Source organism: Alteromonas sp. ABD4_190, from assembly GCF_056160105.1.
In genome coordinates this window covers 1,114,866-1,139,782 of the sequence record NZ_JBSWWN010000001.1, presented here as the reverse complement: position 1 = coordinate 1,139,782, position 24,917 = coordinate 1,114,866, and the positions used below count along the sequence as shown (strand labels likewise).

The following is a 24,917-nucleotide window of genomic DNA, read 5'->3' as shown; positions in this document are numbered from 1 at the left end:
AATATGAAAGCACCAAAACAGAATTTAACCGCAAATCCTAGAGGATACATACGTGGACGATAACAAATCAAAAGCTTTAACCGCCGCAGTTGGCCAAATTGAAAAGCAATTTGGTAAAGGCGCTATCATGCGCTTAGGCGATAACCAAGCCATGGACATTGAAGCGATTTCTACTGGCTCACTTACCATTGATATCGCTCTAGGTATAGGCGGTTTGCCATGTGGACGTGTTGTTGAAATCTACGGGCCAGAATCATCAGGTAAAACCACGCTAACACTTCAAGTTATTGCTGAAGCGCAGAAGAAGGGCAAAACTTGTGCGTTCGTAGATGCTGAGCACGCCCTAGACCCGGTATACGCTGAAAAGCTAGGTGTAAACATTGACGAACTATTAGTATCTCAGCCTGATACTGGTGAGCAAGCGCTAGAAATTTGCGACATGCTAGTACGCTCGGGTGCGGTAGACGTGGTTATTGTTGACTCGGTAGCGGCGCTTACACCTAAAGCTGAAATTGAAGGTGACATGGGTGATTCTCACGTTGGTCTTCAGGCCCGTCTAATGTCACAAGCGTTGCGTAAGCTTACGGCGAACATTAAACGCTCTAATACACTGTGTATCTTCATTAACCAGATTCGTATGAAGATTGGTGTAATGTTCGGTAACCCAGAAACCACCACTGGTGGTAACGCGCTTAAGTTCTACTCTTCTGTTCGTTTAGACATCCGCCGTATCGGTGCAGTTAAAGAAGGCGACGAGGTAGTAGGTAACGAAACTCGCGTTAAGGTAGTGAAAAACAAAGTAGCGCCTCCGTTTAAGCAAGCCGAGTTTATGATCCGCTACGGTGAAGGTATTAGTAAAGAAGCTGAGCTTATCGATCTTGGTGTTAAGCAAAAGCTAGTTGATAAAGCGGGTGCTTGGTATAGCTACAAGGGCGACCGCATTGGTCAAGGTAAAGCGAACGTAATGAAGTTCTTGAAAGAGAACCCTGAGATCGCAAACGAGATTGAAACTAAGATCCGTCAAGAGTTATTGCTCTCAAAAACCATGCAGGCTGAAGAAGCATTGCCACAGGGCGAAGACGACGTACTTCCTGAATAAGATAGGTTTTACAAGTATCTTAAAAACCCACCGAAAGGTGGGTTTTTTTATGCCTTTGCTACGCAGGATATATTAAGAAATATTTACTAACACTTAATATCCGGTTGAAACTTGTACAAAAAATAAAAACAGGGAATGCTGTAATAAAGTACGATAAGCGAAGACTACAAAGAAAAGGTTGGCTTTTGGTGTATTTCCAAGGTTCAACGTTTCAGAATATAAATAAGGAAAGTTTGCGGCTACAGCAAACAATGCCTTAAACAACAATTAATATTGAGAATAGCTTACATCAAGAGGGAAAAGGGAATGATTGAAATATCAGGTCTCGCTAAACGCTTTACGGTGGAGAACCCGAAAAAGCTTAGCGAACAAGAGAAGAAGGATCCGCGTTTAAAAGGGCGTTATTTTCAGTCAGTAAGGGATGTGTCTTTTACTTGCGAAAAAGGTCAGGTTCTGGGACTGCTAGGGCCTAACGGCGCAGGTAAAACCACTACTTTGCGTATGCTTTCAACAGCGCTTAAACCCGACAGCGGTAAAGTGCTCATTGGTGGTGAGGACGTACTTTCTAATCCAAACATTGCGCGAAAAAAGATTGGTTTTCTTTCCAGTTCAACAGGTCTATACGGCCGTTTAAGTGGGCGTGAAAATATTAGCTACTTCGGAGAGCTACACGGCATTTCAAAAACTGTAATTAATACACGTATTGAAGAGCTAGCTGATTTGCTCGATATGCAAACCTTCCTTGATAGAAGAGCGGAGAATTTTTCATCAGGCATGAAGCAAAAAGTGTCGATTGCCCGTGCTGTTATTCACGAGCCAGAGTTAGTGGTTCTCGATGAGCCTACAACTGGCCTTGATATTATGGCAACGAGTACCGTGATGGAATTCATTCAGCGCCTTAAAGATAAAGGTACACCGGTAATCTTCTCTACCCACCACCTCGACGAAGTACAAGCTCTTTGTGACAAAGTAACAGTTATTAATCAAGGTGAAACAGTATTCAACGACTCGCTTACCGCATTTAGTGCGCTTTCTGGTAATGGTGGAGAGGCAGGGCAAATGCATAAAAGCTTCCTAAAAACACTTTCAATGGATTCTGAGGAGATGGGCAATGTGGTTAATCTTTAAAAAGGAATTCAAAGAGCTATTAAGGGATAAGAAAACCATCATATTCATGATTGGTTTACCGCTTTTGTTATTCCCAGCTATTTTCGGTGTCGCGTTCTTTTTTATGAGTTCAGCGGCGGACAAAGCGGAAAATAAAGTACTGAAATACGCGATAGTTGGTGAAGCGTATGCGCCAGCAATTGTACAGTCTTTTAACGATGCCTCTGATAAATTCGAGCCAGTTACGATTGGCGATGAGACTGACTATGCCAAACTCATTAAAAATGAAACGTTAGACTTTGTGTTGGTTATACCAGAGAGTTTCGATAGTGACGTATTAAGTTCAGGACAACATAAGATTGAGCTTTATCTCAACGATGCTGGTTTAAATAAGGTGATGGGGCGTGTGTCCGACATCATTGATGAATATACTGATGCTTTCCAACAAACCGCTTTTTCGCAGCTCAATCTAGATGAAACCCAGCAAGAGGCATTGCTGAAGCCAATCAAGATAGAAAAGCAAAATGTCGCAGACGATCGCGAAGTGTGGGGTGAACGCTTAGGCGGTATGCTACCATATTTCATCTTCATCTTGTGCCTTCAAGGCGCCATGGCGCCAGCGGCCGACTTAGGCGCTGGTGAAAAAGAACGTGGTACCTTAGAAACCCTACTTATATCGCCAATGGATCGTCACAAATTGGTGTTGGGTAAGTTCTTTACGGTAGCCACCGCCGGCATTGTTACTGCGCTAATAACGGTGTCTTCCATGGCCATATGGGGGCTAGTGCTATCCCAAGGAATGGCTGTTGAATTTGTCGTAGAGATCATGTCGATGATCGGTCTTGTAGACTTCTTACTGATATTCTTGATGTTAGTGCCTGTGGTCGCAGTATTTGCGGCGGTACTGTTATCGCTTTCTATTTATGCTCGCTCTTTTAAAGAAGCGCAAAGCTACATGGGGTCACTAATTATGGTGGTTATCTTCCCCGTAATCATAGCCATGATGCCGGGCGTAGAGCTAAAAGGAGGCTGGGTTTGGGTACCGCTGACTAACGTTGCCCTTGCCATGAAAGAGCTGTTCAAAGGCACCATGGATTACTTTGCACTCTTTGGCATATTTACGTCTACCGCAGTGATTGCGGCAGGTCTTATTTTCTTTTGTATCCATTGGTTTAACAAAGAGAAGGTTCTGTTTAGATAGCAAAGCTGCTTACCTAGCACCATGTGGATGTTTAGCATCTTTGTAATATGCCCGCTAAAAGCGGGCTTATTCTTTATGGCAGCGAGGTTTTTTATAAGGTGGACAATTTAACACTTGAAGTGCAGGTTCTATACGCTTTAGTTTTGTGTTTACTACACTTCAAAGTCGATACGCTTGATAATACCCTCCCAACCAGGAGGGATTTTTCCTTGAAGGACATAAGAATAGGCGAGTAACTCGGCAATCACATAATAAAGCGATTCAGGGATATCTTGGCCCACATCAAGGGTAGCGAGGATTTCGCTTAAGTAAGGGTCTTCGTGAATTAATATCCCGGTTTCTTCAGCCATGGCTATGATGGCTTCTGCCAAATCTCCATAGCCTTTCGCAACCACTTTAGGGGCGTTTTTCTTATCGCCGCCATCATATTTTAGGCCGATGGCGCGTTTTGTCTTTTGAGAATCAGTCATACTCCTTCTACCTATACCCTAGTTTCAAAGATCTGATGAGGGCGTGAACTTAATGACTCAGGTATGTGTCCCCGTTGGTAGCTGGTGTTTTCAACAACCAGACCGAGCGAAGTAAGACGTTTATGTAAATAGGGTAGGGTGTCTCCGATACGTTTAAGTACCTCATCGCTTGAGGCATAAAAGTCTAAAGTAATGGTGCTTTTATCAATTTTAGATTTTGCCAACACTTGTCCACTGTCACCAATATCCAGTTTCATCGTGATATTCCAAAGAGAACGCTCGCCTGTTTGTGCGTGCTTGTTGTTGTGCCCACCTTGCTCTCGTTTTATCAAGAGTTCTGGCGGACTGTGGTGCTGTGAAAGCGATGGCAAAATGTAATAAAAACTATCTTGTCCTTGAATACGGCTGTCCACATTAGCAATTTTGTTTTGCTGGTGACTACTTAACAGCGTTTTAAGTTGAGAAAGCAACTGCTGGCGCCCGTCTAACTGGTGGATGTCTTGGCTAACACGACTTGGTTGAGCGGTTACCCCCATATTCGCCAACGTTTTTGAAACGATAGAGTCGGGCGCGTCTATTTGCGCTTTTAAGTTAGGCTGACGCTGCATGGCGCGACCCGCTAGAGCCAATTGAACTAAGGCGACCAGTCCTTGAACAAAGCTGGAAGCGTTTACAGGCGAGGTTAAGTTTATAGGTGTGGTAACTAGTGCCTGCGTGGATATTAGCTGCTGCAAGCGTTGCGACAAGCCTTGTTCATTCATATCTAGCGCGAGTTTCTTTGTTCCGCTTTTTACCCCCTCGATAGCAGGTTCGCTCTCGCCAGTTACGCTCTCATTTGTTTTTGCCCCTGCTAAACTGGCGTGACTATCTAAAACCACTGATGGTATCTCTGCGCCTTTACCTTGTGCAGCAGCCAGCTGCGCAGCGATGTTGCTCAGTAAGCTATTTGATAAGCCTTTGGCCTGTGAGCTTAACGCTTGTGCGAGAGAGGCAAGTGACACAAGGGAGGATTTACTCCCACCGTCTTTTCCTTGCATGCCATTATTCTCTGCTGAAACGGCAGCTTTCTCTTCAGTAAATATAGCTTTTGCTGTTGCAAGCAGTTGTTCATTAGATGGCTTGGGCGGGCCAATAAACTCGCCGTTGGATACCTTGGTTTGAGAAGGCTTTGCGTTGAGTGCATCAAGGCCTTTTAGGTGCTGCAAAATTTTATCAAAGTGGTGGGCTTCATGTGTTTTGGGCGCACCCTGGCTGGGCAATAATTTTTCATTCTCCACAATAGTTATAAGTTGATTTAGTGCTTGGTTGGTACTGCCTGTTTGACTCAGTAATACTCGAGAAAGTGCAGTGATTGCATTGTGAACATCTGTCCCTTTAAGCGATGTTGGAATTTCAGTTTTAACGTTTGGTGGGGAATACGAGAGTAAGCTAGCGCTATTGCCAACGTTGGCTTCTAGCCCTTTCGCTGCCGCTTTTGGTAATGTCGAAAGGTTAAGTTTATTTACCTGTTCCTGTGTCAGAGTTGGGGCTGCAAGGGAAGGGTTCTTGCTCTGAGGTAGATCAATTTGTAATACCGCGCCTTGTTGTGATGTACGAATCGAGAGCTTGTTGTCGGTCAAGGTCAACGCAGAAAGCACTTTTATCGCGTTAGTGTCGGCACCAGAACTTTTTAGCAGCGCGTTGAGTTGAGCCGGGTTACTCAAGTTATGCTCAACGGCTACGCCACCTTGCTTGAGCGAGCTGGAAATAAGCTGTTGTTGTAAGTTGGTACTTACATTTTTATGGGTTATGGCGATCAGCTGATTGTAGTTGGCTCGTGGATCTGTGCTTTGATTGGACAAACCTTGAGAAATTTGCAGAGCGATTCCACCGTTGTTTGCTCGGCTTAGCCCTATTACAACCTGCTGTCCAACTAGCTTTTGAAGCGCTGCTTTAGCCGTGCTATCCAGCTTTTCAGTGTTTATGCCTGTTAGGGGAACAACCTCGTTTTTAACCGTAGTGAGCAAGAGTTGCCCGAAGTTTTCACTCTTTGTAGAAATAGACAGCTGACCTTTAAGCGTAACGGCGGCGTTATTTGCAGCAAGCGCTTGTGCCACGGCTTTCAGTAGTTCAGCTTTATCGGGCGCTGACAATGACGCGCTTTGTTGAGACAAACTTGTAGAAAGGAGCATTGCAGACTGAGCGCCTAACAGACTCTGAGAAGCATTTTGAACACTTTTCGCTTCTGGGTTTGAGACCTGGTCAGAGGTATTAGGCAAAAGTGCAAGCTGTGCATTATTAATCGGTTGGTTGGAAAGCTTGGCGCTGACATCTGCGGGCAAGACAACGTTCAATACTTGGGCCGCCGACGGCGCTAAATTTGACGATGCATTACTCGATGTTATTGATATCGACAGCACTCGTTCAGGCAAGCGTTCAACTATCACTTTCGCGGCATTGTCTAACGCAGCAGCCTGCGACAACGCGGTATTGCTTAGAACAGGCATTGCTCCTCGACTCGCACCTTGAGTAGTGGAATCTGAAGATGATAAAGCGGCTGCCAATAGAGATGATAGTGGTGTTGTCATAATTGAGATATCGGCAATGTCGCGCTTTTCCTTACTTATTTGAGTATAGCAAAGCTCTGTTTGGAAGTTTCGTTATTGGGCCTGTCGATAAGGTGAAGCAAAATAATTCATCTTTTAGGCAGCTGGGCAACGCTTACTCACGACGGATGGCTGTCAGGAAAAATGCCTTTGTCATTGAAGTAAATCATATTTAATTGGAATTCGCGACTGCGAAAAAGCGTTCATGTGGTAGACTAGCGCCATTTTTTAGAACCTCTTTTTAAGGTTGGAGTAGCCAAGTAGTGTTAGAGGCGCGCGGATTAACCTGCAGCAAACGAGATAGAACCCTTTTTGAAGGGCTTTCACTGGTTGTCGAACCCGGTGAGTTGCTGTATTTACGCGGTCCCAACGGTGCTGGGAAAACCAGCTTACTTCGCATATTAACTGGGTTGAGTGCACCTGAGTCGGGCGCCGCTTTATATAACGGTGTAAACATTTCCGAAGACAAAACCGGCTATTATCGCGATCTTTTCTATTTGGGGCACAAAAGCGGTACTAACGGCAGTCTTTCTGCCCTAGACAATCTATCGTTTTGGCTAGCTCAGCACAATGTATCAGTGCCCGTTAACACGCTTTTTGACGTATTAGAAAAAGTGGGATTAGTGGGGCTTGAAGATGTGCCTGTTAGGTATTTATCGGCAGGACAACAGCGGCGTGTTGCGCTATCAAGGTTATGGCTTAAGCCAGCAAAGGTGTGGATTCTGGACGAACCGTTCACAGCGCTTGACGTAAAAGGGGTTCACATGCTTGAAAAAAGTATGAATGAGCACGTTGGTCGAGGCGGTCTTATTATTACTACTTCGCATCAACCCCTGTCAGAAACTGCAGGGAAACACCGTGTATTCGATTTGGAGTATCGCTTTTAATGTCACTTTATCAAGGTATTTTTAAACGCGACATGCACATTGCGTTCAAGCAAAAAGCGGAATTGGTGCAACCTCTGATGTTTTTGCTAATGGTGGTGACTTTATTTCCCTTAGGCGTTAGTCCGTCTCCCGACACCCTTCAGCGCATTGGGCCAGGGGTAATATGGATTGCGGCGATTTTGTCATCGCTCATGGCGATGGAAAGGCTGTTTCGCGATGACTTCCAAGACGGGTCGCTAGAGCAGTACATGTTATCTGGTATGCCATTACCAGCGGTGAGTGCAGTAAAAGTGGCTGCCCATTGGCTGGTTAGCTTCGTGCCTTTATTATTGCTTTCTCCACTGCTAGCGATGTTTTTAAATTTAACGGTCGATATGTATATCGCGCTCGTTTTAACATTGTTGCTGGGAACGCCTTTACTTTCTTTAATTGGTGCTATTGCAGTAGGGCTTACCGTTGGATTGCAAAAAGGTGGGGTGCTGTTGGCATTGCTACTTATCCCTGTCTTTATTCCGTTACTGATATTTGCCACGTCGGCTGTGGATTCTGCCGCACTGCAATTACCTTATCATGCGCAACTTGCTATTATTGCCGCCATGCTTTTATTGGCTGCGGCATTGGCACCGTTTGCCATCGCGTATTCTTTAAAAGTGAGTCAAAACTAATGTGGAAGTGGTTACACCCCTACGCAAAGACAGAGCGCGCGTATCAGCTCTGCCTAACTTTACAGCCTTGGTTTTGGGTTGGTGCTTTAGTGTGTCTGAGCATTGGCACTGTATGGGGGCTGGCATTTGCGCCTCAAGATTATCAACAAGGTGATTCATTTAGAATTATCTATATCCATGTACCTAGCGCCATTTTGTCTATGGGCACTTATGTCGCCATGGCAATTGCAGCCTTGGTGGGTATGGTGTGGCAGTGGCGCACTGCCTATATGAGCATGATTGCTATGGCGCCTATCGGCGCAGTAATGACGTTTGTCGCTCTGTTCACCGGCGCCGCCTGGGGCAAGCCAATGTGGGGCGCTTGGTGGGTGTGGGATGCACGCCTAACTTCAGAGCTTATTCTGCTTTTCTTGTACATGGGCGTGATTGCACTTTACGGTGCGTTTGAAGATAAGCAACAGGCGGGCAAAGCCGCGGGTGTAATGGCGCTTGTAGGCGTAGTAAATATCCCCATTATCCACTACTCGGTAGAGTGGTGGAACACGTTGCACCAAGGTGCGACCATTAGTAAGTTCGACAATCCTTCGATTGCTCCTGAAATGCTGTGGCCGCTGTTAATCAACTTGCTGGGTTTCGCGCTTTTTATCGGCGCGGTAACGACAGTGCGTTTACGTAATGAAATCGTGTTGCGAGAGTTGCACAGACCTTGGGTACAAGCCTTGGCAACAGCGAAAGTGTCGAAACAGACCAATGGCTCACCTAACGTCAATTTAAAAGAGGGCAGTTAACATGCAGTTTGACTCCTTTACCGATTTTTTAAATATGGGCGGCTATGCATTTTATGTATGGCTTTCGTTTGGCGTTACCTTCTTAGCAATGGGCATTATCGCCATTCAGAGTTTTATTAAGCACAGCACCCTCTTAAAGCAGGTTGTAGTGGAAAAAGAGCGCAAAGCGCGAATTAAAAAAGCGCGACAACAACAGCAAGACAGCATGTAGTGTTAATGCGAAAAGTGAACTTAGCATTCATTTGCGTTTTTATCGTTTATTAGTTTTTTCGAAGTGAGAGTTGCATGAACCCGAGACGAAAGCAGCGATTGACCGTAGTAGGAATTATCGGTTTTTTAGTAGTAAGTGCAATTGGATTGATGCTTTACGCTCTAAACGACAGTATTGACCTTTTTTATACGCCCAGCGAAATTATTGAAGGTAAAAACGGCCAGAAACCACAAGTAGGCCAGCGTCTTCGTATAGGCGGTATGGTGGTACCTGGCAGTGTGAAGCGGGATCAAGAAAGCTTAGCGGTGAGCTTTGACCTTATCGATACTGGCCCAACGGTTACCGTAACCTATACCGGTATCCTGCCTGATTTGTTCCGCGAAGGTCAAGGCATTGTGGCAACAGGAGTACTCACTGGTGCAAGCAACATTAAAGCGCAGGAAGTGCTGGCGAAGCACGATGAAGAATACATGCCGCCTGAACTAGCTGAAAAAATGAAGGGTATTAAACACGTTAAACCTGACAATATGCCTTCCTACGAGTCGTCTAACGGCACTGGAGGCAAATAATTTATGGTGCCTGAGATTGGAAATATAGCGCTAACGCTAGCGTTAGTATTGTCTATTTTATTAGCCGTTTATCCTCTATGGGGGGCGCATCGTCAGCATGAAACGTTAATGGCTACAGCCAAGCCATTAGCCATTGGCTTGTTTACGTTTACGCTTATTGCCTATGTGTGCTTGACCTACGCGTTTGTTACCGATGACTTTAGCGTGGCTTATGTTGCGCAGCATTCAAATAGCCGGCTTCCTATCTATTATAAAATTACCGCAGTATGGGGCGGTCATGAAGGTTCATTCCTACTGTGGGTATTGATGCTTTCAATCTGGACAGTGGCAGTGGCGATATTCAGCAAGGGTATTCCACTTGCTATGGTCGCGCGGGTGCTATCGGTATTGGGCATGGTAGGCATTGGTTTTTACTTATTTATGCTGCTTACCTCAAATCCCTTTAACAGCATGCTGCCGTTTTTCCCGGTTGACGGACGAGATCTGAATCCGCTGCTGCAAGATTTTGGTATGATCATTCATCCGCCTATGCTTTATATGGGCTATGTAGGCTTTTCTGTCGCTTTCGCGTTTGCTATTTCTGCGCTTATCTCGGGTCAGTTAGATTCAACTTGGGCGCGTTGGTCAAGGCCTTGGGTTATCTCTGCCTGGGCGTTTCTCACAGTGGGCATTGCACTAGGTAGCTGGTGGGCGTATTACGAACTGGGCTGGGGCGGCTGGTGGTTTTGGGACCCAGTCGAGAACGCCTCTTTCATGCCTTGGCTGGTCGGTACTGCCTTAATGCACTCGCTGGCTGTGACCGAAAAGCGAAAGGCTTTTAAGTCATGGACTGTGCTACTTGCAATTGCCGCATTTAGTTTGAGTTTATTAGGGACCTTTTTAGTACGTTCCGGGGTCATCGTTTCGGTGCACTCGTTTGCAAGCGACCCTACACGAGGCTTGTTCATTTTAGGCATATTGATTGTACTTAGCGGTTTTGGCTTGCTGCTTTACGCTATGCGTGCAGCTTCACTTAAAAGCCCAGGCCGCTATCAAGCGTTTTCCCGTGAAGTGTTGTTAATGGGTAATAATGTCTTTCTGTGTGCAGCAACATTAGTTGTTCTTCTCGGTACGCTACTGCCTCTTGTTCACAAAGAGTTAGGCTTGGGCAGTATTTCCGTAGGCGCTCCATTCTTTAACCAAATGTTCACCTTGTTAATTGTGCCCTTTGTATTGATGCTAGGGCTTGGTCCGCTAACGCGTTGGAAGCAGCAAAAAGCCAGCGAACTGCAAAAACAACTGTTGGTTGCAGGTGGAATTGCGCTAAGCGCAGGTGTACTAGTGAACTTTGCCTACGACGAACCAACTTACATGGGTGTACTGGGAATGGTGTTGGTGTTTTGGATCCTCGTCACCACAGTGCAAGAAGTCATGCAGCGTTTATCAGCTATGCCTTCAAATAGCTCTGATAATGCATCGGTACTATCTAAACTTCGCAAACTTACACCAAGCCACTGGGGCATGGTGTTAGGGCATGTGGGCTTCGCTATTTGTATCATCGGTATTACCCTTGTTTCAAACTACGAAATGGAGCGGGATGTGCGCATGGACATTGGCGATACGGTTTCTCTAGGTGGTTATGATTTTACCTTCAAAGACGTACGTAAAGTACAAGGCCCGAACTTTGAAGCGGACAAAGGCGTATTCGACGTTTATAAAAACGGCGAACAAATAGCGCATTTAGAGCCTGAGAAACGTTTGTATATTGTTCAGCGTATGCCAATGACAGAAGCGGCTATCCATTCAAACCTAGCACGAGACTTATTTATTGCTATGGGTGAACCGCTAGACAACGGTGCGTGGGCCATTCGTATTTACATTAAACCGTTTGTTATCTGGCTATGGGCTGGCGCAGTGGTTATGGCTATAGGCGGTATTTTCTCCATTAGCGACAAACGCTATCGTATGGCTAAAGTGAAAAAGATAAAACGTGTATTCGGTGGTAAAGGTGAAAATGACGCTGAGCAATCTCATGGTCAAGTATCCACTTCATCAAATGCATCAGTGAAAGGAGGCGCATAATGAAAAAAGCTCCACTTGTTGCCATTCCATTGGTGCTGTTTTCTTTGCTGGTTATTTTCTTATTCAAAGGGCTTTTTTCTGACCCTAGAGAGCTAGACTCTCAAGTTCAGGATAAGACGTTACCTGCATTCTCACTGCCAGATCTTATGCAGCCGGATATCACCTATACCCCAGAAGATTTAAAAGGAAAGGTGACTATCTTAAATGTATGGGGTGTATGGTGCGTGACCTGCGCTGTCGAAATGCCGTACCTTACTCAGCTAAAGAACGAACAAAACGTTCATATTGTGGGTTTGTATTTTGATCAGGACTTAGACCCAGACTTTGGCACAAAAACACTCAGTCGCGTTCAGAAAGAAGTTACCGACATGCTCAGCCGTTACGGCAACCCTTATGCATATAATATTTTTGATGTCTATCGCGATACGTCGCTCGACCTTGGCGTTACTGGTGCGCCAGAACACTTTGTTATCGACGCTGAAGGCATTATTCGAATGCACCACATAGGTGATATTAACGAGCGGGTGTGGAATTCAAAAGTTGGGCCGCTTTATAACAAGCTGGTGGCAGAAGCGTCTGGCAAAGTTAGTAAAGATAGGAAAGTGGACGTTGATGCTGTAATGAGTGACGCCCAAAGTGCTCAAGGAGGTGAGTAAGGATGTTAGCTAGAAATACTACTCATATACCTTGTGGAGCCTATGAGGTTGATTCAGATGTACGTGTTGCTGACAATTTAACTTTCAAATTTTCCGTTTTCAAAACGCTAGTGTCTAGTTTTTTTGCCCTTTTGCTGGTAATTGGCCCTTTCTCGGTACACGCCGCTGAAGATAAATTTACCTTCGACACTTCAGCACAACGTGAGAGCTTTCTAAAACTTACCGCTGAACTGCGTTGCCCTATGTGTCAAAACCAGAATATTGCCGATAGCGACGCCATGATTGCCCACGACATGCGCCGAAAAGTATACGCACTATTAAAGCAAGGCAAAACAGAGCAGGAGGTGATTGATTTTATGAAGTCGCGCTATGGCGATTTTGTGCATTATCAACCGCCGGTTACGGCTGCGACCTTGTGGCTATGGGCTGGTCCTGTCTTGTTTATTTTTATTGCCCTTATTGTGGTGATTCGCCGCAAATCGGTAACACCACCAGAAGATATGGCCGCTAAGTTAGCCAAAGCAGATGAAATGTTGGAGCGAGAAAAAGAATGAGTTGGTCTGAGTTTTATATCATTGTTTCAGGCTTGATCACGCTTGTTCTTTTAATTATCGCTTTCCCATGGTTGCGTAATAAAAACCACGCAAAACAAGACAGTTTAAGCAATACGCAAATTGTTAAGCAACGCCTTGCTGAACTTGACCGCGAGGTGCTAGAAGGGCTTATTAGTGAGCACGACAAGCGCCAGGCGGTTGATGAACTTAAACTGGCACTGGTGGATGAAAGTGCATTTCAATCTCATAAAACGGGTAATGCTAAATTGCCGCTGGCAATAGGTTGTCTACTTGCATTGGTATGCGGAGCAATTGTGTACTCGCAAGTTAACCAAATGGAACGTGTTGCTAAAGCCCAGCAGGCTGTTGAGGCGCTACCCGAATTGAGTCAACAGCTTGCCAGCGGTAATGCGAATAACCTGACACAACAAGACATTGCTAGTCTTGCTCTTGCTATACGTCAGCGTCTGAGAGAAGAGCCCGAAGACGACACCGGTTGGATGTATTTTGGCAGATTAATGCTGAGTATTGGCCAAGAAATACAGGCCATTGAAGCTATCGATAAAGCAGTGAGTTTGGCGCCGTCTAACGCTGCGAATCGCATTACGCTAGCTCAAGCTTTGATGACCACAGGTGATGTAAACAATCTGGAACGAGCACAATCTATCTTATTAGGCTTGCTTAATGATAACCCTGAGAATGATAATCTCGCGCTTATGATGGCAGTGGTGTCGGCTCAACTTGGGGACCTTGAAAATACTCGCCGTTTTTATCTGCAAGTTGAAGGCAAACTGCCAGCAGATAGCGATATGGCCCAGCGTTTAGTTGCGCGTATAAAAGAGCTAGAAGGAAATACCAGCGAAATGGTAGCGTTGCAAAGTTCTTATGCAGAACCTACGGGTGAGACGGATGTACAAGGCGATAACAAGGAGGCCGTTACTGGTTTTACTATCACCGTTAATTTGTCCGATAACGCTAAAGCAAACGCGCCTAATGAAGGCTTTTTAATTGTGTTTGCTCAAGATGCCAACTCAGATAATAGAATGCCTGCTGCAGTGGTTAAGTTGCCAATAGATGACTTTCCGGTTTCTGTAACATTAACTACCGAAAACGCTATGATGCCACAATTTACACTTGCTACCCTTTCTAATGTAGTGGTTACCGCAAGGCTATCGGAAGATGGTAATGTGGCAGTAGCTCAGGGAGAATGGCAGGGAAGTGTAAATGCAAGCGTTGCTGCCAATGAGCTATCTTCACTAAGCATTATTATTGATAAGGAATTATAAGTATGGACTTGTCTAAATCACTCGCGACCGGGTTGATTATTGCCGCAGGTTTTCTAGGGGGCTGTGCGACCAACAATGCGCAGCCTCAATCGCAGGAGGCTAATTCAAATGCTGCTGTAGTGGACACATCGGACCCACGGGATCCACTTGAACCGGTTAACCGTAAGATTTGGGACTTCAACTGGGATGTATTGGATGCCTACATCTTGCGCCCTATCACAGTTACCTACGTTACCGTTATGCCTCAGCCTGCACGAACTGGCTTAGTGAACATTACGGATAACCTACAAGAGCCAGCAAACTTTTTAAATAATATGTTTCAAGGCAAAGTGGATGATGGTTTAGACAGCCTAGCACGCTTTTTAATAAATACTACGGTAGGGCTAGTCGGCACCTTTGATGTCGCGTCAAAAATTGGCATTGAGCGTAAACGCGAGCAGTTTGGTGAAACTCTAGCTGTATGGGGATTAGATACTGGGCCTTTCTTGATGCTTCCATTTTTAGGTCCAAGCGACCCGCGAAGCTTTACCGGCGACTATGTTGACGGGTTTGCTTTCCCTATGTCGTTGCTTGAAGGTTCTGTAAACTTTGCTCGTATTGGTATTTCAGTATTGGAAACAAGAGCGCAATTACTTGACCAAGAAGCGCAGCTTGAGCAATCGGTTGACGATTATGCTTTCGTAAAAAATGCTTATTTTGAGAATCTAGAATTCCGCGTTACTGATGGCAAAAGTGGTGACAAAGCGATAGATGAAGAGCAGCTAGATGACTTTGCTGATTTTGAAGCTATGCTGGAAGGCAGTGACTTTGATAGCTATGAAGAAGCGTCAGAAGAAGCGGTTGATGAGTCTACAGATTCAGAAGATACATCAGCTGATGTCAGTGAGAAAGCTAAGCTAAAAGAAAAAGACTTCAAGTCGAAAGACGGCAAATAGAGAGTAGAGTAATAAATAGAACGAAGTTGGATAAAGTTCGGGGCCGAGTTATTTATTGTTATCTAATCTCAACTTCAACGTCACTCTAGCTATAAATGACCGCACAAAAAAAGCCATGCTTAATAGCGTGGCTTTTTAGTTTTTAGAATGTGAACAAGCCTATTAGCAGTGTTTAGGCGTCAAGCTAGTCCTTTGGATAGCCCATCGGGTTTTGCGACTGCCAGTTCCATGTGTCTGCACACATATCTTCTAAGCCTTTTTCAGCATGCCAGTTGAGCTCTGTAGCAGCTTTAGTTGGGTCGGCATAACAGGCAGCTACGTCACCGCTTCTACGTGGAGCAACTTTATAAGGCACAGTTCTCCCCGATCCTTTTTCGAAAGCCTTGATCATTTCGATGACTGAATAGCCCTGGCCAGTACCCAGGTTGTATTTGTCCAAGCCCATGTTGAGGTTCAGACGATCGAGCGCTTTTAAGTGACCACTAGCAAGGTCTACAACATGAATGTAGTCGCGAACGCCGGTGCCATCAACGGTATCGTAGTCGTCGCCGAATACGCTAAGCTGCTCCAGTTTACCTGTCGCTACCTGCGAGATATAAGGCATTAAGTTGTTTGGAATGCCGTTAGGATCTTCGCCAATTTGACCAGACTCATGCGCGCCAACTGGATTGAAGTACCGAAGCAATACTATGTTCCATTCATTGTCCGATACGTAAAGATCGCTAAGCATATGTTCAACCATCAGTTTAGACATACCGTAAGGATTGGTCGGTTGCCCTGTGGCCATGTCTTCGCGTAGCGGTAGCGATGCTGGGTCGCCGTAAACCGTAGCAGATGAGCTAAATACGATATTCTTCACATTGTGCTTTTGCATAGCTTTACATAGCGTTAGCGTGCCATACACGTTGTTTTCATAGTATGACAGTGGCTTTTGTACAGATTCGCCAACGGCTTTTAAACCGGCAAAGTGAATAACAGCATAAATATTATGCTCGCTGAAGATGTCATCTAAAACAGCAGTGTCGCGAATATCGCCTTGCACAAATGTCACCGACTTGCCCGTTAGTGTTTCCACACGACGCAACGATTCAGCACTTGAATTTGCTAGGTTGTCGAGTACGACAACGCCGTAGTTTTGTTCAAGTAACTGTAGAACTGTGTGGCTACCTATATAGCCTGCACCACCAGTGACTAGGATGGTCTTCATGCATTCTCCTTGCTAGACGGTTGCGCAATGTATTTAGCGCAGATGGAATATTGAAAAGGTTTTATAACCAATGGATAAAATAAAAATACCACAAAAGCCCAGAGTAACGAGGTCCAATTTGATGCGGTTTGAAGAATAAGTGCAAACACAGGCACGATAACAAGTAGCTTTAGAACATTCAGTAAGGTCTTTTCTGGAACAGTAAGCCGTTTTGCTGCTTGGTCGAGCAACTTAACGCGCTCTGTTAAAGGAAGACCTTGTAAGGCAGGAATGTCTCTTGTAGAAAAATAAAACTTCATAGGTTTGCTCTAAGCCTTTATTTCGAAACCTTAAATAAAAAACCGCCGGAACATTACGTTGCGGCGGTTATTGTAGGGTAATTGGTCAGCACTTAAAACATGCTAATGATAAATTACGCTTTTTCTTCAATACCTGCTTTTTCCCAGAAACGAGACTTAAAGCTCATTAAACCAATCACGATAGCAATAGCTATACTGAATAGGGCAATTTGAAGATACAAGTCAGGCATTTGCTCAACCTTTTCTGGATCAAAGTTACCAGAAAGCAGGCCAGCAATAATGTTACCGATAGAGTAGGTTAGTACAAACACCCCCATCATTTGCCCTGCAAAACGCTTAGGCGAAAGCTTACTTACGGCGCTAAGTGCAACTGGGCTTAGGCAAAGCTCACCAACCGTATGCAAGAAGTAGGTTGTAACTAGCCACATAGGCGCAACTTTAAGGCCTTGAGCGGCGTATTGTGACGCCATAAACATTACCAAGAAGCCCGATGCCATAATAACGATACCAATGGCACATTTGATGGTGTACGACGGGTCTATCATTCGCTTAGCAAGGTTAATCCAAAGGGCGGCGAAGAAAGGTGACAAAATTATAATAAATAGCGAGTTTGAAAGCTGGAACCATACGGTTGGAATTGCATCCATTCCGAATAGAGAAGTGATGAGCGAACCGCTTTCAAGTACACGGTCGGTATAGTTCTGTGCGAATAGGTTTAACGAAGAGCCTGCTTGCTCAAAACCAGACCAGAAACAGGCTGACGCAACGCACACTAAGAACAGCGCCCACATACGCTTCTTCTCGTTGTCGCTTAGTTGGCCTTTAAAATAAATAAAGCCGAAATAAAGGAAGAAGATGACCGTAAAGGCAACGGCAACCTGTTGAGCAAGGGCAACAGGCTCAATAACGATGGTGCCCATGTGCGCAAGTACAATAACTACAACAGCGATTGCTACTACTGCCCATACGCCCATCCATGCACGCTGCTTAGCGGCACCTTGATATGGGTTGGCAGGCGCAACAGAATCAGCCGATAACGAACGGTTGCTGAAGTAATATTGAATTAGGCCAATAGCCATACCAATAGCAGCTGCACCGAATGCATAGTGCCAACCCCAATTTTCCTGTAAATAACCAGTCACTAGGTAGGCGATAAGAGAACCAATGTTAATACCCATGTAATACAGCGCATAGCCACTGTCACGACGGCCATCATCCTCACCATATTGCTGACCAACCATGGCTGAAATATTGGGTTTAAGTAAGCCTGTGCCGGAAGCGACAAGAATAAGACCCACGAAAAATAGGTTTTGTAAGTCTATAGCAAGCACTACGTGACCTGCGAAGATGATAATGCCGCCGTACCATACGGCGTTCTTACCACCAATCAAGCGGTCAGCTAGCCAACCACCTGGCAACCCTAAAAAGTATACCGCGCCAGTGTATAGGCCGTAGATAGCGCCAGCCGTTGCAACGGTAAAACCTAACCCTTGGGTTTGTAAGCTTGCTGTCATGAAAAGAACAAGTAGCGCGCGCATGCCGTAGTAACTCATGCGCTCCCACATTTCTGTAAAGAATAGCGTTCTTAGGCCCCCTGGATGGCCAAAAAAGCTCGTATCGTTAGATGATTTCATAATTATATTTTAATTCCATATTGCTTATGGTTGTTATTGTAGAGCACTTATAGGATAGGCTCTTTGATAGTAGTCCGTAAGGCGGATAGCTTCTTATACTAGAGCTTGCTCAAAGACACAAGATTTGGGCGACAAACTTCATTAAAGCGTTGTCAATCGACTAAGTCTTGAACGACTTAGTCGATTGAATTGTTTGCTCGTTGAACTTATGGGGGTACTAAAGCTCGCGGATAGTAGCCACTACAATTCTTACGATGCCGTAAATAAGCAGCAATGAGACACCGAAAAGAACCAGGTTATAGATAACTGTGGGGTAAGCATTATCATCGGGAAGGGTAGGTGATTCTACGGTTACCAAGTGTTGCAATTTTTGATATGCCTCTACGCGCGCGTTTTCAAGGGTGATAAGCGATGAAGAATACGCTTGAATAGCCAACTGAAGCTGAACCTGAAGGTTGCTGTATTGGGCCATAAGTTCACTGACTGACAGAGCTTCACTTTCTCCTTCAGCTGTACTAATGCGCTCTTTCTGCTTTTCGACTTCTTTTTGAAGTGCAGCTATTTCACGCTTGATGTTTATCACTTCAGGTGCGACGTTAGACATCATAGTGGACATGGTACTTAGCTCAGCTTTTTTCTGGGCAAGGGTTGCTTCTAATGAAAAAGCAATCTGCTGAAACGCCGCGCCTTCAGCTGTAGGGTCAAGTACGTTGTATTTAGATTGAAAACCTAAAATTTCCGTCTTTGCTTGCTGAAGCTTTTGTTCAACAATCTCGTGTTCACCTTTGGCAAAAGTGAGCTTTGATTTCGCCAAGTTGTTATTGATGTTGTTGATAAACTCTTCCGCCTTATCAACAATTGCCTGGTTGATTATTTGCGCATATTCTGCGTCAAAAGCTCGGGTACGCAGGCTAATTACTGAAGATGCTGAATCGACGCTTACCTCAATATGATTTAAGTAAAACTGGTAAAAGTCTTCTTGCTTATGAGAAGACGACAGGCCGCTAAACATATCAGCTTTGTCTGACATGTAATGCTCTCGAAGGCCAATAGTCTCATCTAGATACTTAATCATATCGGCAGATTGAATATAAGCTTCTACAAGCTGACTTTCTGTGCCGCCTGATGCACCAGAAACACCAGCAGCCATCAATAGGGAAGATGGGTCAAAGCTGCTGCCGCCATCGCTTGATTTAACGATAAGCTGACTTTTACTTTCGTATTGTGGTGCCGCCCATAGAACAAGGTAGGCGGCATACAGTACCCATGGAAGTACAAGCAACAGCATTTTGTGTTTACTTAGAAGCGCATTGAGCTGTGTAAGAGATTTTTCCACTGTGATTTGAACCTATTTAAGTGATTTCTTATTGTCTGCATCCTGCGTATAAACGTCGATGCCTTCTTCGAGATCGTGATAATAAGTGAGTTTTCCATCGTCAATGATGACGGCAGAAGTACAGAATTCGCGAATTTGGTCAAGTTCATGGCTAACCATAATGACCCCGGCTTGCTCACTCTTTTCCTTAAGCGATAAACGTGCTTTTTTTCTAAAAAGCGGATCGCCTACTGATGTCGCTTCATCGATAAGGTAAATATCGAAATTAATATTCATGCAGCACGCAAACACCAATTTGGCACGCATGCCCGACGAATAGGTGCGAACGGGAAGATCAAAGCGTTTACCTAACTCAGCGAACTGTTGCACCTTTTCTTCGTATTCAGGGAGGGATTTAACGTTATTGATCCGTCCCACAAAGCGGGTGTTTTCACGCCCGGTCATTTGCGGGTGCACACCGGTTTGCAGAGCCACCGGCCACGACATCGATTTGTTCGTTAAAACACGGCCTTTGTCGGGGTATTCACTTTTCGCTAGCATGCGGAACAGGGTTGACTTACCCGCACCATTTTTACCTAGAATCGCGACGTTATTCTCGGTTGGAAAATCAAAATTGAGATTTTTAAAAATATATTGAGGACCCATTTTACTGGGATAGCTCTTTGTTAAATTTTCTATTCTGATCATCGAGATAACACCCTCTTCCACGTGATGTGGTACATCGAAAGGCTTAGAAATAGGGCGACTGTTGTTACTTCTAAAATGTAGCTTAATTCAACGCCATGTTTCCCGTATGACTCAAAGCATGCGAATCTGGCTAACTCGTTAAAGTGAACTAAGGGGTTCCAAGTTAGATAAGGCCAAACTTCTTCGGGCACGTCCTGTAAGCTGAAAAATACACAAGAGATGAATAGTAGAGGCCTAGAGAGCATAGACTTAATTTTGTCTACTTCGGGAACAAATGCGCTAGTGATAGCGAATACTATTCCGACCGCGACACCGAAAACCCACAATAAAGTGAAGAGAAATATGAGAAGCAAAGGATCATTTAGTACAAATGTTTCATCTAGAAGGTACAGAGCAATATAGAGAAGAAAAACCACGGTAGTTTTTATTATTAACTCTAGAAACCCAGCAGTTAAAATTGCAGCAAATGGCTGGACTTGTCTAAACGCGTAGAGCGGTTTATTCCTTCGTATTGAAGTAGAAACACCATTCATGCAGGAAGTGAACGTTTGAAGCCCCATCAATCCAATCATCATAAATATAAAGAGTGGGATTGAGTGAACGTCTCCATCGTGTAGAAGGCTTCGGAAAAATGAAAGAGCAAATATGAAAATAAAAGGCTCTAAAAATGCCCAGCCCAAGCCAAACTTATCGTTAAATTTACTTTGAAGCTCACGCAGGAAAAGCGCGAATATCACGCCTCTCCATGCATAGAGCTGATCTTTAAACGTTACCATGCTTAGTTAGTAGCAACGTTAGCTGCAATAGCAATTTGATAAACGATTTGGGTGATATCTTTAACAGCTTGCAGTACTTTGGTATCAATTGCAGGCAGAACGATAATCTGATCTCCTGGCTCAAGCTTGCTTTCATCGCTTGAAAGGAATGAGTCGTTCACGCTTGAAAAAGTAACGTTCCCATTTTTGCGAACAATAAGTATACGCTCGTCTTCAGCGCGTTCAGTAAAGCCGCCAGCCCAAGCTACGTAATCTTCAGTAGTTGCATCTGGGTTAAATACTACAGATTGCGGTAGTAGTACTTCACCGCCTACATGTATCAAGTCAGTCACTTCAGGAATAACGATGGTGTCATTAGGTTCAAGCAGAATATTAGCTATGTCGCCGTTTTCAGATACAACAACACGGCCTTGGGGCTCTACTTGCCTTGCTCGAGCTATAAAGTCTGCAACAAGCTGTGCTTCTTGAGCGCGTATAGCACCTTCACCAGTCGAGCTTATCGGAGCGGTATACATGCTTCTCTCAAGACGCTGTAAGCCTTCTTCAATGATTTCCTTTTGCTTGACGGCAACACTTTCTCTAAGTAGGTAAATATTTTGCGTGTCAGAGAGCGTGGTATCAGCTTCAATGTGGTCTAACACGTCAAGTAGGCGTGCACCTTTATCAACCATGATTTGTGATGCGCCTGCGAATGCGCCAGCAACATTGATTCGATATATTTGCGGCTCGTGATCCGCAATGTATTCTACCGTGTCGCCTGCGCTTAGCTCTAAAGAAGCGAACTCTTTTAAATCTAAATAACGTGCGAACTGTTTATTGTTTCGAACACCTGATACTGAGGCATGAGAAGCGAATTCACCAGGACGTGCAAAGTAATTAACCACGCCACCGTTAAGCTCTTCATTTAAAAATTCAAAGGTAAAGCTATTGCGAGCTCCGGTTTCAACAACGATAGTGTTGCCAATTGGGTGCACTAAAATGGTGTCGCCGTCTTTGAAGGATACTTCTGGAAGCTTTCCACTTCTAAAAAAGGCATACAAGTCTGCGGTTGCTACGACTTTACCATTGCGAACGACATCTATTTGCCTAAAACTGCCACGCTGGAAGTCGATGCCGCCTGCACGTTTTAAATAGTAAAGCACGCTATCTGAAGCCAGACCAGCGTATTGACCGGGGCGCAACACTGGCCCTGATACAAATATAGACACCGGTGTAGAGGTGAGAAGGTTCACGTAAACATTCACATCATTGGTATACACCTGCCTGATTTTCGCTGTAACCGTTTGGTTAACGCTTCCTGCTGGTGTATTTGCTACTCGAATAGGGCCAATATTAGGAATAAAAATATTGCCTTGGTTATCTACGGTAACTACGCTAGAGAAGTTAACCGCGCCCCATAACCAAATATTTATTTTATCGCCAGGTGCTACTAAGTAATTGTCGTTTAAGCCTGAACTGCGCTCTGATTCAAATCCACCAATAAATAAGTTTGCAGCAAATGGCGGGTTTTCCATAGGAGCTTGGGCAGGGAAAACCGTCTCAACAGTAGGTTCTCCAGGTAAATTTACACCGTTTCGCGGCTGAGTGGAAAATTGCCCCATTGAGTTCGCAGTACCTGTTGCGCCCGGTAGAGTTCGCTGTGTTGAGATACTAAGAGGAGAGACTGACTGCGCAGCGCCTCCGCTTTGCGATTGTTGAGCCCTTTCTCTTAGCTGCTGTAGTTGTTCGACACTTTGTGCGAAAACAGGTTGTAAAAGAAAGCAGCCAATTACTGCTGAACACGCTGTTACTGAAAGCGTTTTGATTGTGTTTTTTATATCCATAAACTTCATTAACTTATTCACCTTGCGCGGTAGCTGAAACTACGAGAGGAGAAACTACTTTCCATCGCCCATCCCGCTGGCAAGTGGTTACTTTGCGCTGTGCATCAGTCTGAACAGAGTCACTGTCTTGTAAAGAAAAGCGGATACACTTATTGCCAGTGGCTGAAATGTAGTGCTTGGTGGCTTCGTAATCATAGCCACCAAAGCGTATTGAAAAAGATTCTTTTTTATCAAAATAAATATTGGCTTTTGGAATATTTATTGCAGACTCTTTTTCCGGCGCTAGGGAATATGCAAGGGAAGAGTGCACCAAGGGTATGTCAGCTTCGGTAACTGTAGGTGAGTTTGTACACCCTGCTGCGCTCACAATTAGTGTGAACGGCAAAATTAAACGTTGGAATTGTTTGAACATTAGCCTTCATATCCATATAGCAATTTCGCGCTAGGATAACATAAGTTTTAAAAAAAGCATGTTTGCTATCGCAATAGCGCTACGGTTTAAGACTTCAAAATGACTAAATTATTATTGGAAAGTTCACAATAAGTAGGAAATTTAATAGTTAGTGAAATAATTTAGCTTGTGGTACGTCTAGATTTTGTATTTGAGAGTAACTGCGATGTCACGAAACGGCTTCATGTGGCAATTAGCGTGATAATTGTGCGTGGTAATCGTAGTTTAAACTGTAACTATTACGAAATGTTTTGAAACGATAATTTTGCAATTGGGGTGGTTACTTAAACAAATGTTTTATATCATATGGCAGTTTTCGACCCGCATAGTTATAACGATAAACCCTCACCGCGCTGGAAGAAATGGAAGTTGTACAAATATGGATTCGATATTGAGCTTTTTAAACAAATTTACAAGTGCATTGGTCAGGCTGAAAAACGCGAGTGTTTCTGTAACCAGTGACGAGAGGTTGTGTGTTTTATGCTAGCGTACTTGCAGTTCGTCCCGCTTTTTACTGCATTTTTCGTAGCCCTAATTCTTTTAGTGGTGATGACGCCTCTAGCGCATCAGTTTGGTTTAGTTGATCAACCTACAGCACGTAAACGCCACGCAGGTATCGTCCCTTTAACGGGGGGCGTGGCTATATTTATGGCAGTACTTGTTGCAAGCGTCGCCACCGATGTGTGGATGAAAAACAACCCGCTGTTCTTTACCGCATCTGCTTTTGTAGTATTGCTTGGTATGCTGGATGACCGCTTTGACTTAAGTGCGAAAGGTCGCCTTATGTGTCAATTTGGCGTGGCCGCCATTATGGCATGGAGCGCGCAAAATTATATTACGTCGTTAGGCAATATCTTTGGCACTGGCGAGGTGCTTCTCGACCTCGGTGGCTATTTCTTCACCATCATTTGTGTTGTCGGTGTTATCAATGCATTTAACATGATAGACGGCATTGATGGTCTTGCAGGCGGTATGAGCTTGGTTATATTGCTTACCGTGGCAGGTTTTTTAATTTTCACTGGCAATGGCGCCTCTATTATGGAGCCACTTATTATTGTGGCTGCTATTGTTCCTTTCTTGGCGTTTAACCTGAGTTGGAAAGGGTTCAAAGGGAACAAGATATTTATGGGCGATGCAGGCAGTATGTTTGTCGGTCTCACCATCGTATGGCTACTTGTTGATCACACCCAAGGTGAAACGGCAGCGTTTAGACCTATAACGGCGGTTTGGCTTGTTGGGCTTCCGTTAATGGATATGGCTGCAATTATGTATCGTCGCGCGCGCAAGGGGCAGTCAATGTTGAAACCAGACAGACAGCATCTGCATAATATTTTTATGCGTGCGGGTTTAAGTAGTAGACAGTCATTGGTGGCTATATTGGCGCTTGGCGCGTGCTATTGTCTGATCGGTATCCTGGGTGAAGTTTATCGCGTGCCAGAAGCGGTGATGTTTTATGGTTTCATGGTGCTCCTAATTATTTACAGCCTTGTGATCCAGCATATTTGGAGCGTACTTCGCTTTGTTAAGCGATTTAGGTCTTAGATTAGGTAAAACCCGTAGCGGGTTTAGAGAAATCTCTGTAACATACCTCCAAAAAAAGAAGCGCATAAAAGCGCTTTTATTTTCTTTG

General features: G+C 44.6%; 24 protein-coding genes. 14 read left to right on the top strand and 10 right to left on the bottom strand.

Annotated features, from left to right (window positions below):
• The first annotated feature begins 52 nt into the window (after nucleotides 1–52).
• From recA to ACXAFM_RS05035, 3 genes are all read left to right on the top strand, one after another.
• Nucleotides 53–1,099: a recombinase RecA gene (gene recA, locus ACXAFM_RS05045; RefSeq protein WP_474833608.1), complete on the top strand. Its 1,047-nt coding sequence runs from the start codon at nucleotides 53–55 to the stop codon at nucleotides 1,097–1,099.
• Nucleotides 1,100–1,405: 306 nt separating this feature from the next.
• Nucleotides 1,406–2,227, top strand: a complete 822-nt coding sequence (locus ACXAFM_RS05040) for an ATP-binding cassette domain-containing protein (RefSeq protein WP_474833606.1) — start codon at nucleotides 1,406–1,408, stop codon at nucleotides 2,225–2,227.
• On the top strand, nucleotides 2,211–3,407 hold the full coding sequence (locus tag ACXAFM_RS05035) for an ABC transporter permease (RefSeq protein WP_474833602.1): 1,197 nt from the start codon (nucleotides 2,211–2,213) through the stop codon (nucleotides 3,405–3,407). The genes ACXAFM_RS05040 and ACXAFM_RS05035 overlap by 17 nt, the downstream gene beginning before the upstream one ends.
• 152 nt (nucleotides 3,408–3,559) lie before the next feature.
• On the opposite strand, the gene ACXAFM_RS05030 is transcribed toward ACXAFM_RS05035, so the two are convergent.
• Together ACXAFM_RS05030 and ACXAFM_RS05025 are read right to left on the bottom strand one after the other, a co-directional pair.
• Entirely contained in the window at nucleotides 3,560–3,877 is a 318-nt protein-coding gene (locus tag ACXAFM_RS05030; RefSeq protein ID WP_474827462.1) for an EscU/YscU/HrcU family type III secretion system export apparatus switch protein, read from the bottom strand.
• An 11-nt stretch (nucleotides 3,878–3,888) separates the two neighbouring features.
• Nucleotides 3,889–6,444 (bottom strand): flagellar hook-length control protein FliK, encoded by a 2,556-nt coding sequence (locus ACXAFM_RS05025; RefSeq protein ID WP_474833599.1) that lies wholly within the window; start codon nucleotides 6,442–6,444, stop codon nucleotides 3,889–3,891.
• Nucleotides 6,445–6,725: 281 nt separating this feature from the next.
• Here ACXAFM_RS05025 and ccmA point away from each other — a divergent pair, with 281 nt between their 5' ends.
• From ccmA to ACXAFM_RS04975, 10 genes are all read left to right on the top strand, one after another.
• Nucleotides 6,726–7,349, top strand: coding sequence for a cytochrome c biogenesis heme-transporting ATPase CcmA (gene ccmA / locus ACXAFM_RS05020; protein WP_474827458.1), 624 nt, complete (start codon nucleotides 6,726–6,728; stop codon nucleotides 7,347–7,349).
• Complete coding sequence (gene ccmB / locus ACXAFM_RS05015) at nucleotides 7,349–8,014, top strand: heme exporter protein CcmB (RefSeq protein ID WP_076011841.1); 666 nt, start codon at nucleotides 7,349–7,351, stop codon at nucleotides 8,012–8,014. Before ccmA ends, ccmB begins: the two co-directional genes overlap by 1 nt.
• Nucleotides 8,014–8,802: a heme ABC transporter permease gene (locus tag ACXAFM_RS05010; RefSeq protein ID WP_474833595.1), complete on the top strand. Its 789-nt coding sequence runs from the start codon at nucleotides 8,014–8,016 to the stop codon at nucleotides 8,800–8,802. Before ccmB ends, ACXAFM_RS05010 begins: the two co-directional genes overlap by 1 nt.
• A 1-nt stretch (nucleotide 8,803) precedes the next feature.
• Nucleotides 8,804–9,013 carry a heme exporter protein CcmD gene (gene ccmD / locus ACXAFM_RS05005; protein WP_474833591.1) on the top strand — a complete coding sequence of 70 codons (210 nt, stop codon included), beginning with the start codon at nucleotides 8,804–8,806 and terminating at the stop codon, nucleotides 9,011–9,013.
• A gap of 74 nt (nucleotides 9,014–9,087) precedes the next feature.
• Nucleotides 9,088–9,582, top strand: coding sequence for a cytochrome c maturation protein CcmE (ccmE, locus tag ACXAFM_RS05000; RefSeq protein WP_474827450.1), 495 nt, complete (start codon nucleotides 9,088–9,090; stop codon nucleotides 9,580–9,582).
• A 3-nt stretch (nucleotides 9,583–9,585) separates the two neighbouring features.
• Entirely contained in the window at nucleotides 9,586–11,643 is a 2,058-nt protein-coding gene (locus ACXAFM_RS04995; protein ID WP_474833588.1) for a heme lyase CcmF/NrfE family subunit, read from the top strand.
• Entirely contained in the window at nucleotides 11,643–12,299 is a 657-nt protein-coding gene (locus ACXAFM_RS04990; RefSeq protein WP_474833586.1) for a redoxin family protein, read from the top strand. Before ACXAFM_RS04995 ends, ACXAFM_RS04990 begins: the two co-directional genes overlap by 1 nt.
• Nucleotides 12,300–12,301: 2 nt before the next feature.
• Nucleotides 12,302–12,853 carry a cytochrome c-type biogenesis protein gene (locus tag ACXAFM_RS04985; protein WP_474827444.1) on the top strand — a complete coding sequence of 184 codons (552 nt, stop codon included), beginning with the start codon at nucleotides 12,302–12,304 and terminating at the stop codon, nucleotides 12,851–12,853.
• Entirely contained in the window at nucleotides 12,850–14,139 is a 1,290-nt protein-coding gene (gene ccmI, locus ACXAFM_RS04980; RefSeq protein ID WP_474833584.1) for a c-type cytochrome biogenesis protein CcmI, read from the top strand. The genes ACXAFM_RS04985 and ccmI overlap by 4 nt, the downstream gene beginning before the upstream one ends.
• Nucleotides 14,140–14,141: 2 nt before the next feature.
• Entirely contained in the window at nucleotides 14,142–15,074 is a 933-nt protein-coding gene (locus ACXAFM_RS04975) for an MlaA family lipoprotein (RefSeq protein ID WP_474833581.1), read from the top strand.
• A 184-nt stretch (nucleotides 15,075–15,258) separates the two neighbouring features.
• Here the strand turns inward: ACXAFM_RS04975 and galE are convergent, their stop codons facing one another.
• From galE to ACXAFM_RS04935, 8 genes are all read right to left on the bottom strand, one after another.
• Nucleotides 15,259–16,281 (bottom strand): UDP-glucose 4-epimerase GalE, encoded by a 1,023-nt coding sequence (gene galE, locus ACXAFM_RS04970; protein ID WP_474833578.1) that lies wholly within the window; start codon nucleotides 16,279–16,281, stop codon nucleotides 15,259–15,261.
• Entirely contained in the window at nucleotides 16,278–16,580 is a 303-nt protein-coding gene (locus ACXAFM_RS04965) for a DUF6170 family protein (protein ID WP_474833575.1), read from the bottom strand. Before ACXAFM_RS04965 ends, galE begins: the two co-directional genes overlap by 4 nt.
• A 113-nt stretch (nucleotides 16,581–16,693) precedes the next feature.
• Nucleotides 16,694–18,214, bottom strand: coding sequence for a peptide MFS transporter (locus ACXAFM_RS04960; protein WP_474833573.1), 1,521 nt, complete (start codon nucleotides 18,212–18,214; stop codon nucleotides 16,694–16,696).
• Nucleotides 18,215–18,431: 217 nt separating this feature from the next.
• The gene (locus ACXAFM_RS04955; protein WP_474827432.1) at nucleotides 18,432–19,550 is read right to left on the bottom strand and encodes a KpsE/RkpR family capsule polysaccharide export protein; all 1,119 of its coding nucleotides are present in this window, start codon (nucleotides 19,548–19,550) and stop codon (nucleotides 18,432–18,434) included.
• A gap of 12 nt (nucleotides 19,551–19,562) precedes the next feature.
• Nucleotides 19,563–20,237: an ABC transporter ATP-binding protein gene (locus tag ACXAFM_RS04950; RefSeq protein ID WP_025254261.1), complete on the bottom strand. Its 675-nt coding sequence runs from the start codon at nucleotides 20,235–20,237 to the stop codon at nucleotides 19,563–19,565.
• Nucleotides 20,234–21,013 (bottom strand): ABC transporter permease, encoded by a 780-nt coding sequence (locus ACXAFM_RS04945; protein WP_474827430.1) that lies wholly within the window; start codon nucleotides 21,011–21,013, stop codon nucleotides 20,234–20,236. Before ACXAFM_RS04945 ends, ACXAFM_RS04950 begins: the two co-directional genes overlap by 4 nt.
• Nucleotides 21,014–21,015: 2 nt before the next feature.
• Nucleotides 21,016–22,845 carry a polysaccharide biosynthesis/export family protein gene (locus ACXAFM_RS04940; protein ID WP_474827428.1) on the bottom strand — a complete coding sequence of 610 codons (1,830 nt, stop codon included), beginning with the start codon at nucleotides 22,843–22,845 and terminating at the stop codon, nucleotides 21,016–21,018.
• A gap of 4 nt (nucleotides 22,846–22,849) precedes the next feature.
• A complete protein-coding gene (locus tag ACXAFM_RS04935) occupies nucleotides 22,850–23,248 on the bottom strand; it encodes a hypothetical protein (RefSeq protein WP_474827426.1) in 399 nt (132 codons plus the stop codon).
• 519 nt (nucleotides 23,249–23,767) lie between these two features.
• Here ACXAFM_RS04935 and wecA point away from each other — a divergent pair.
• Nucleotides 23,768–24,829, top strand: coding sequence for a UDP-N-acetylglucosamine--undecaprenyl-phosphate N-acetylglucosaminephosphotransferase (gene wecA, locus ACXAFM_RS04930; protein ID WP_474833569.1), 1,062 nt, complete (start codon nucleotides 23,768–23,770; stop codon nucleotides 24,827–24,829).
• Nucleotides 24,830–24,917 lie beyond the last annotated feature (88 nt).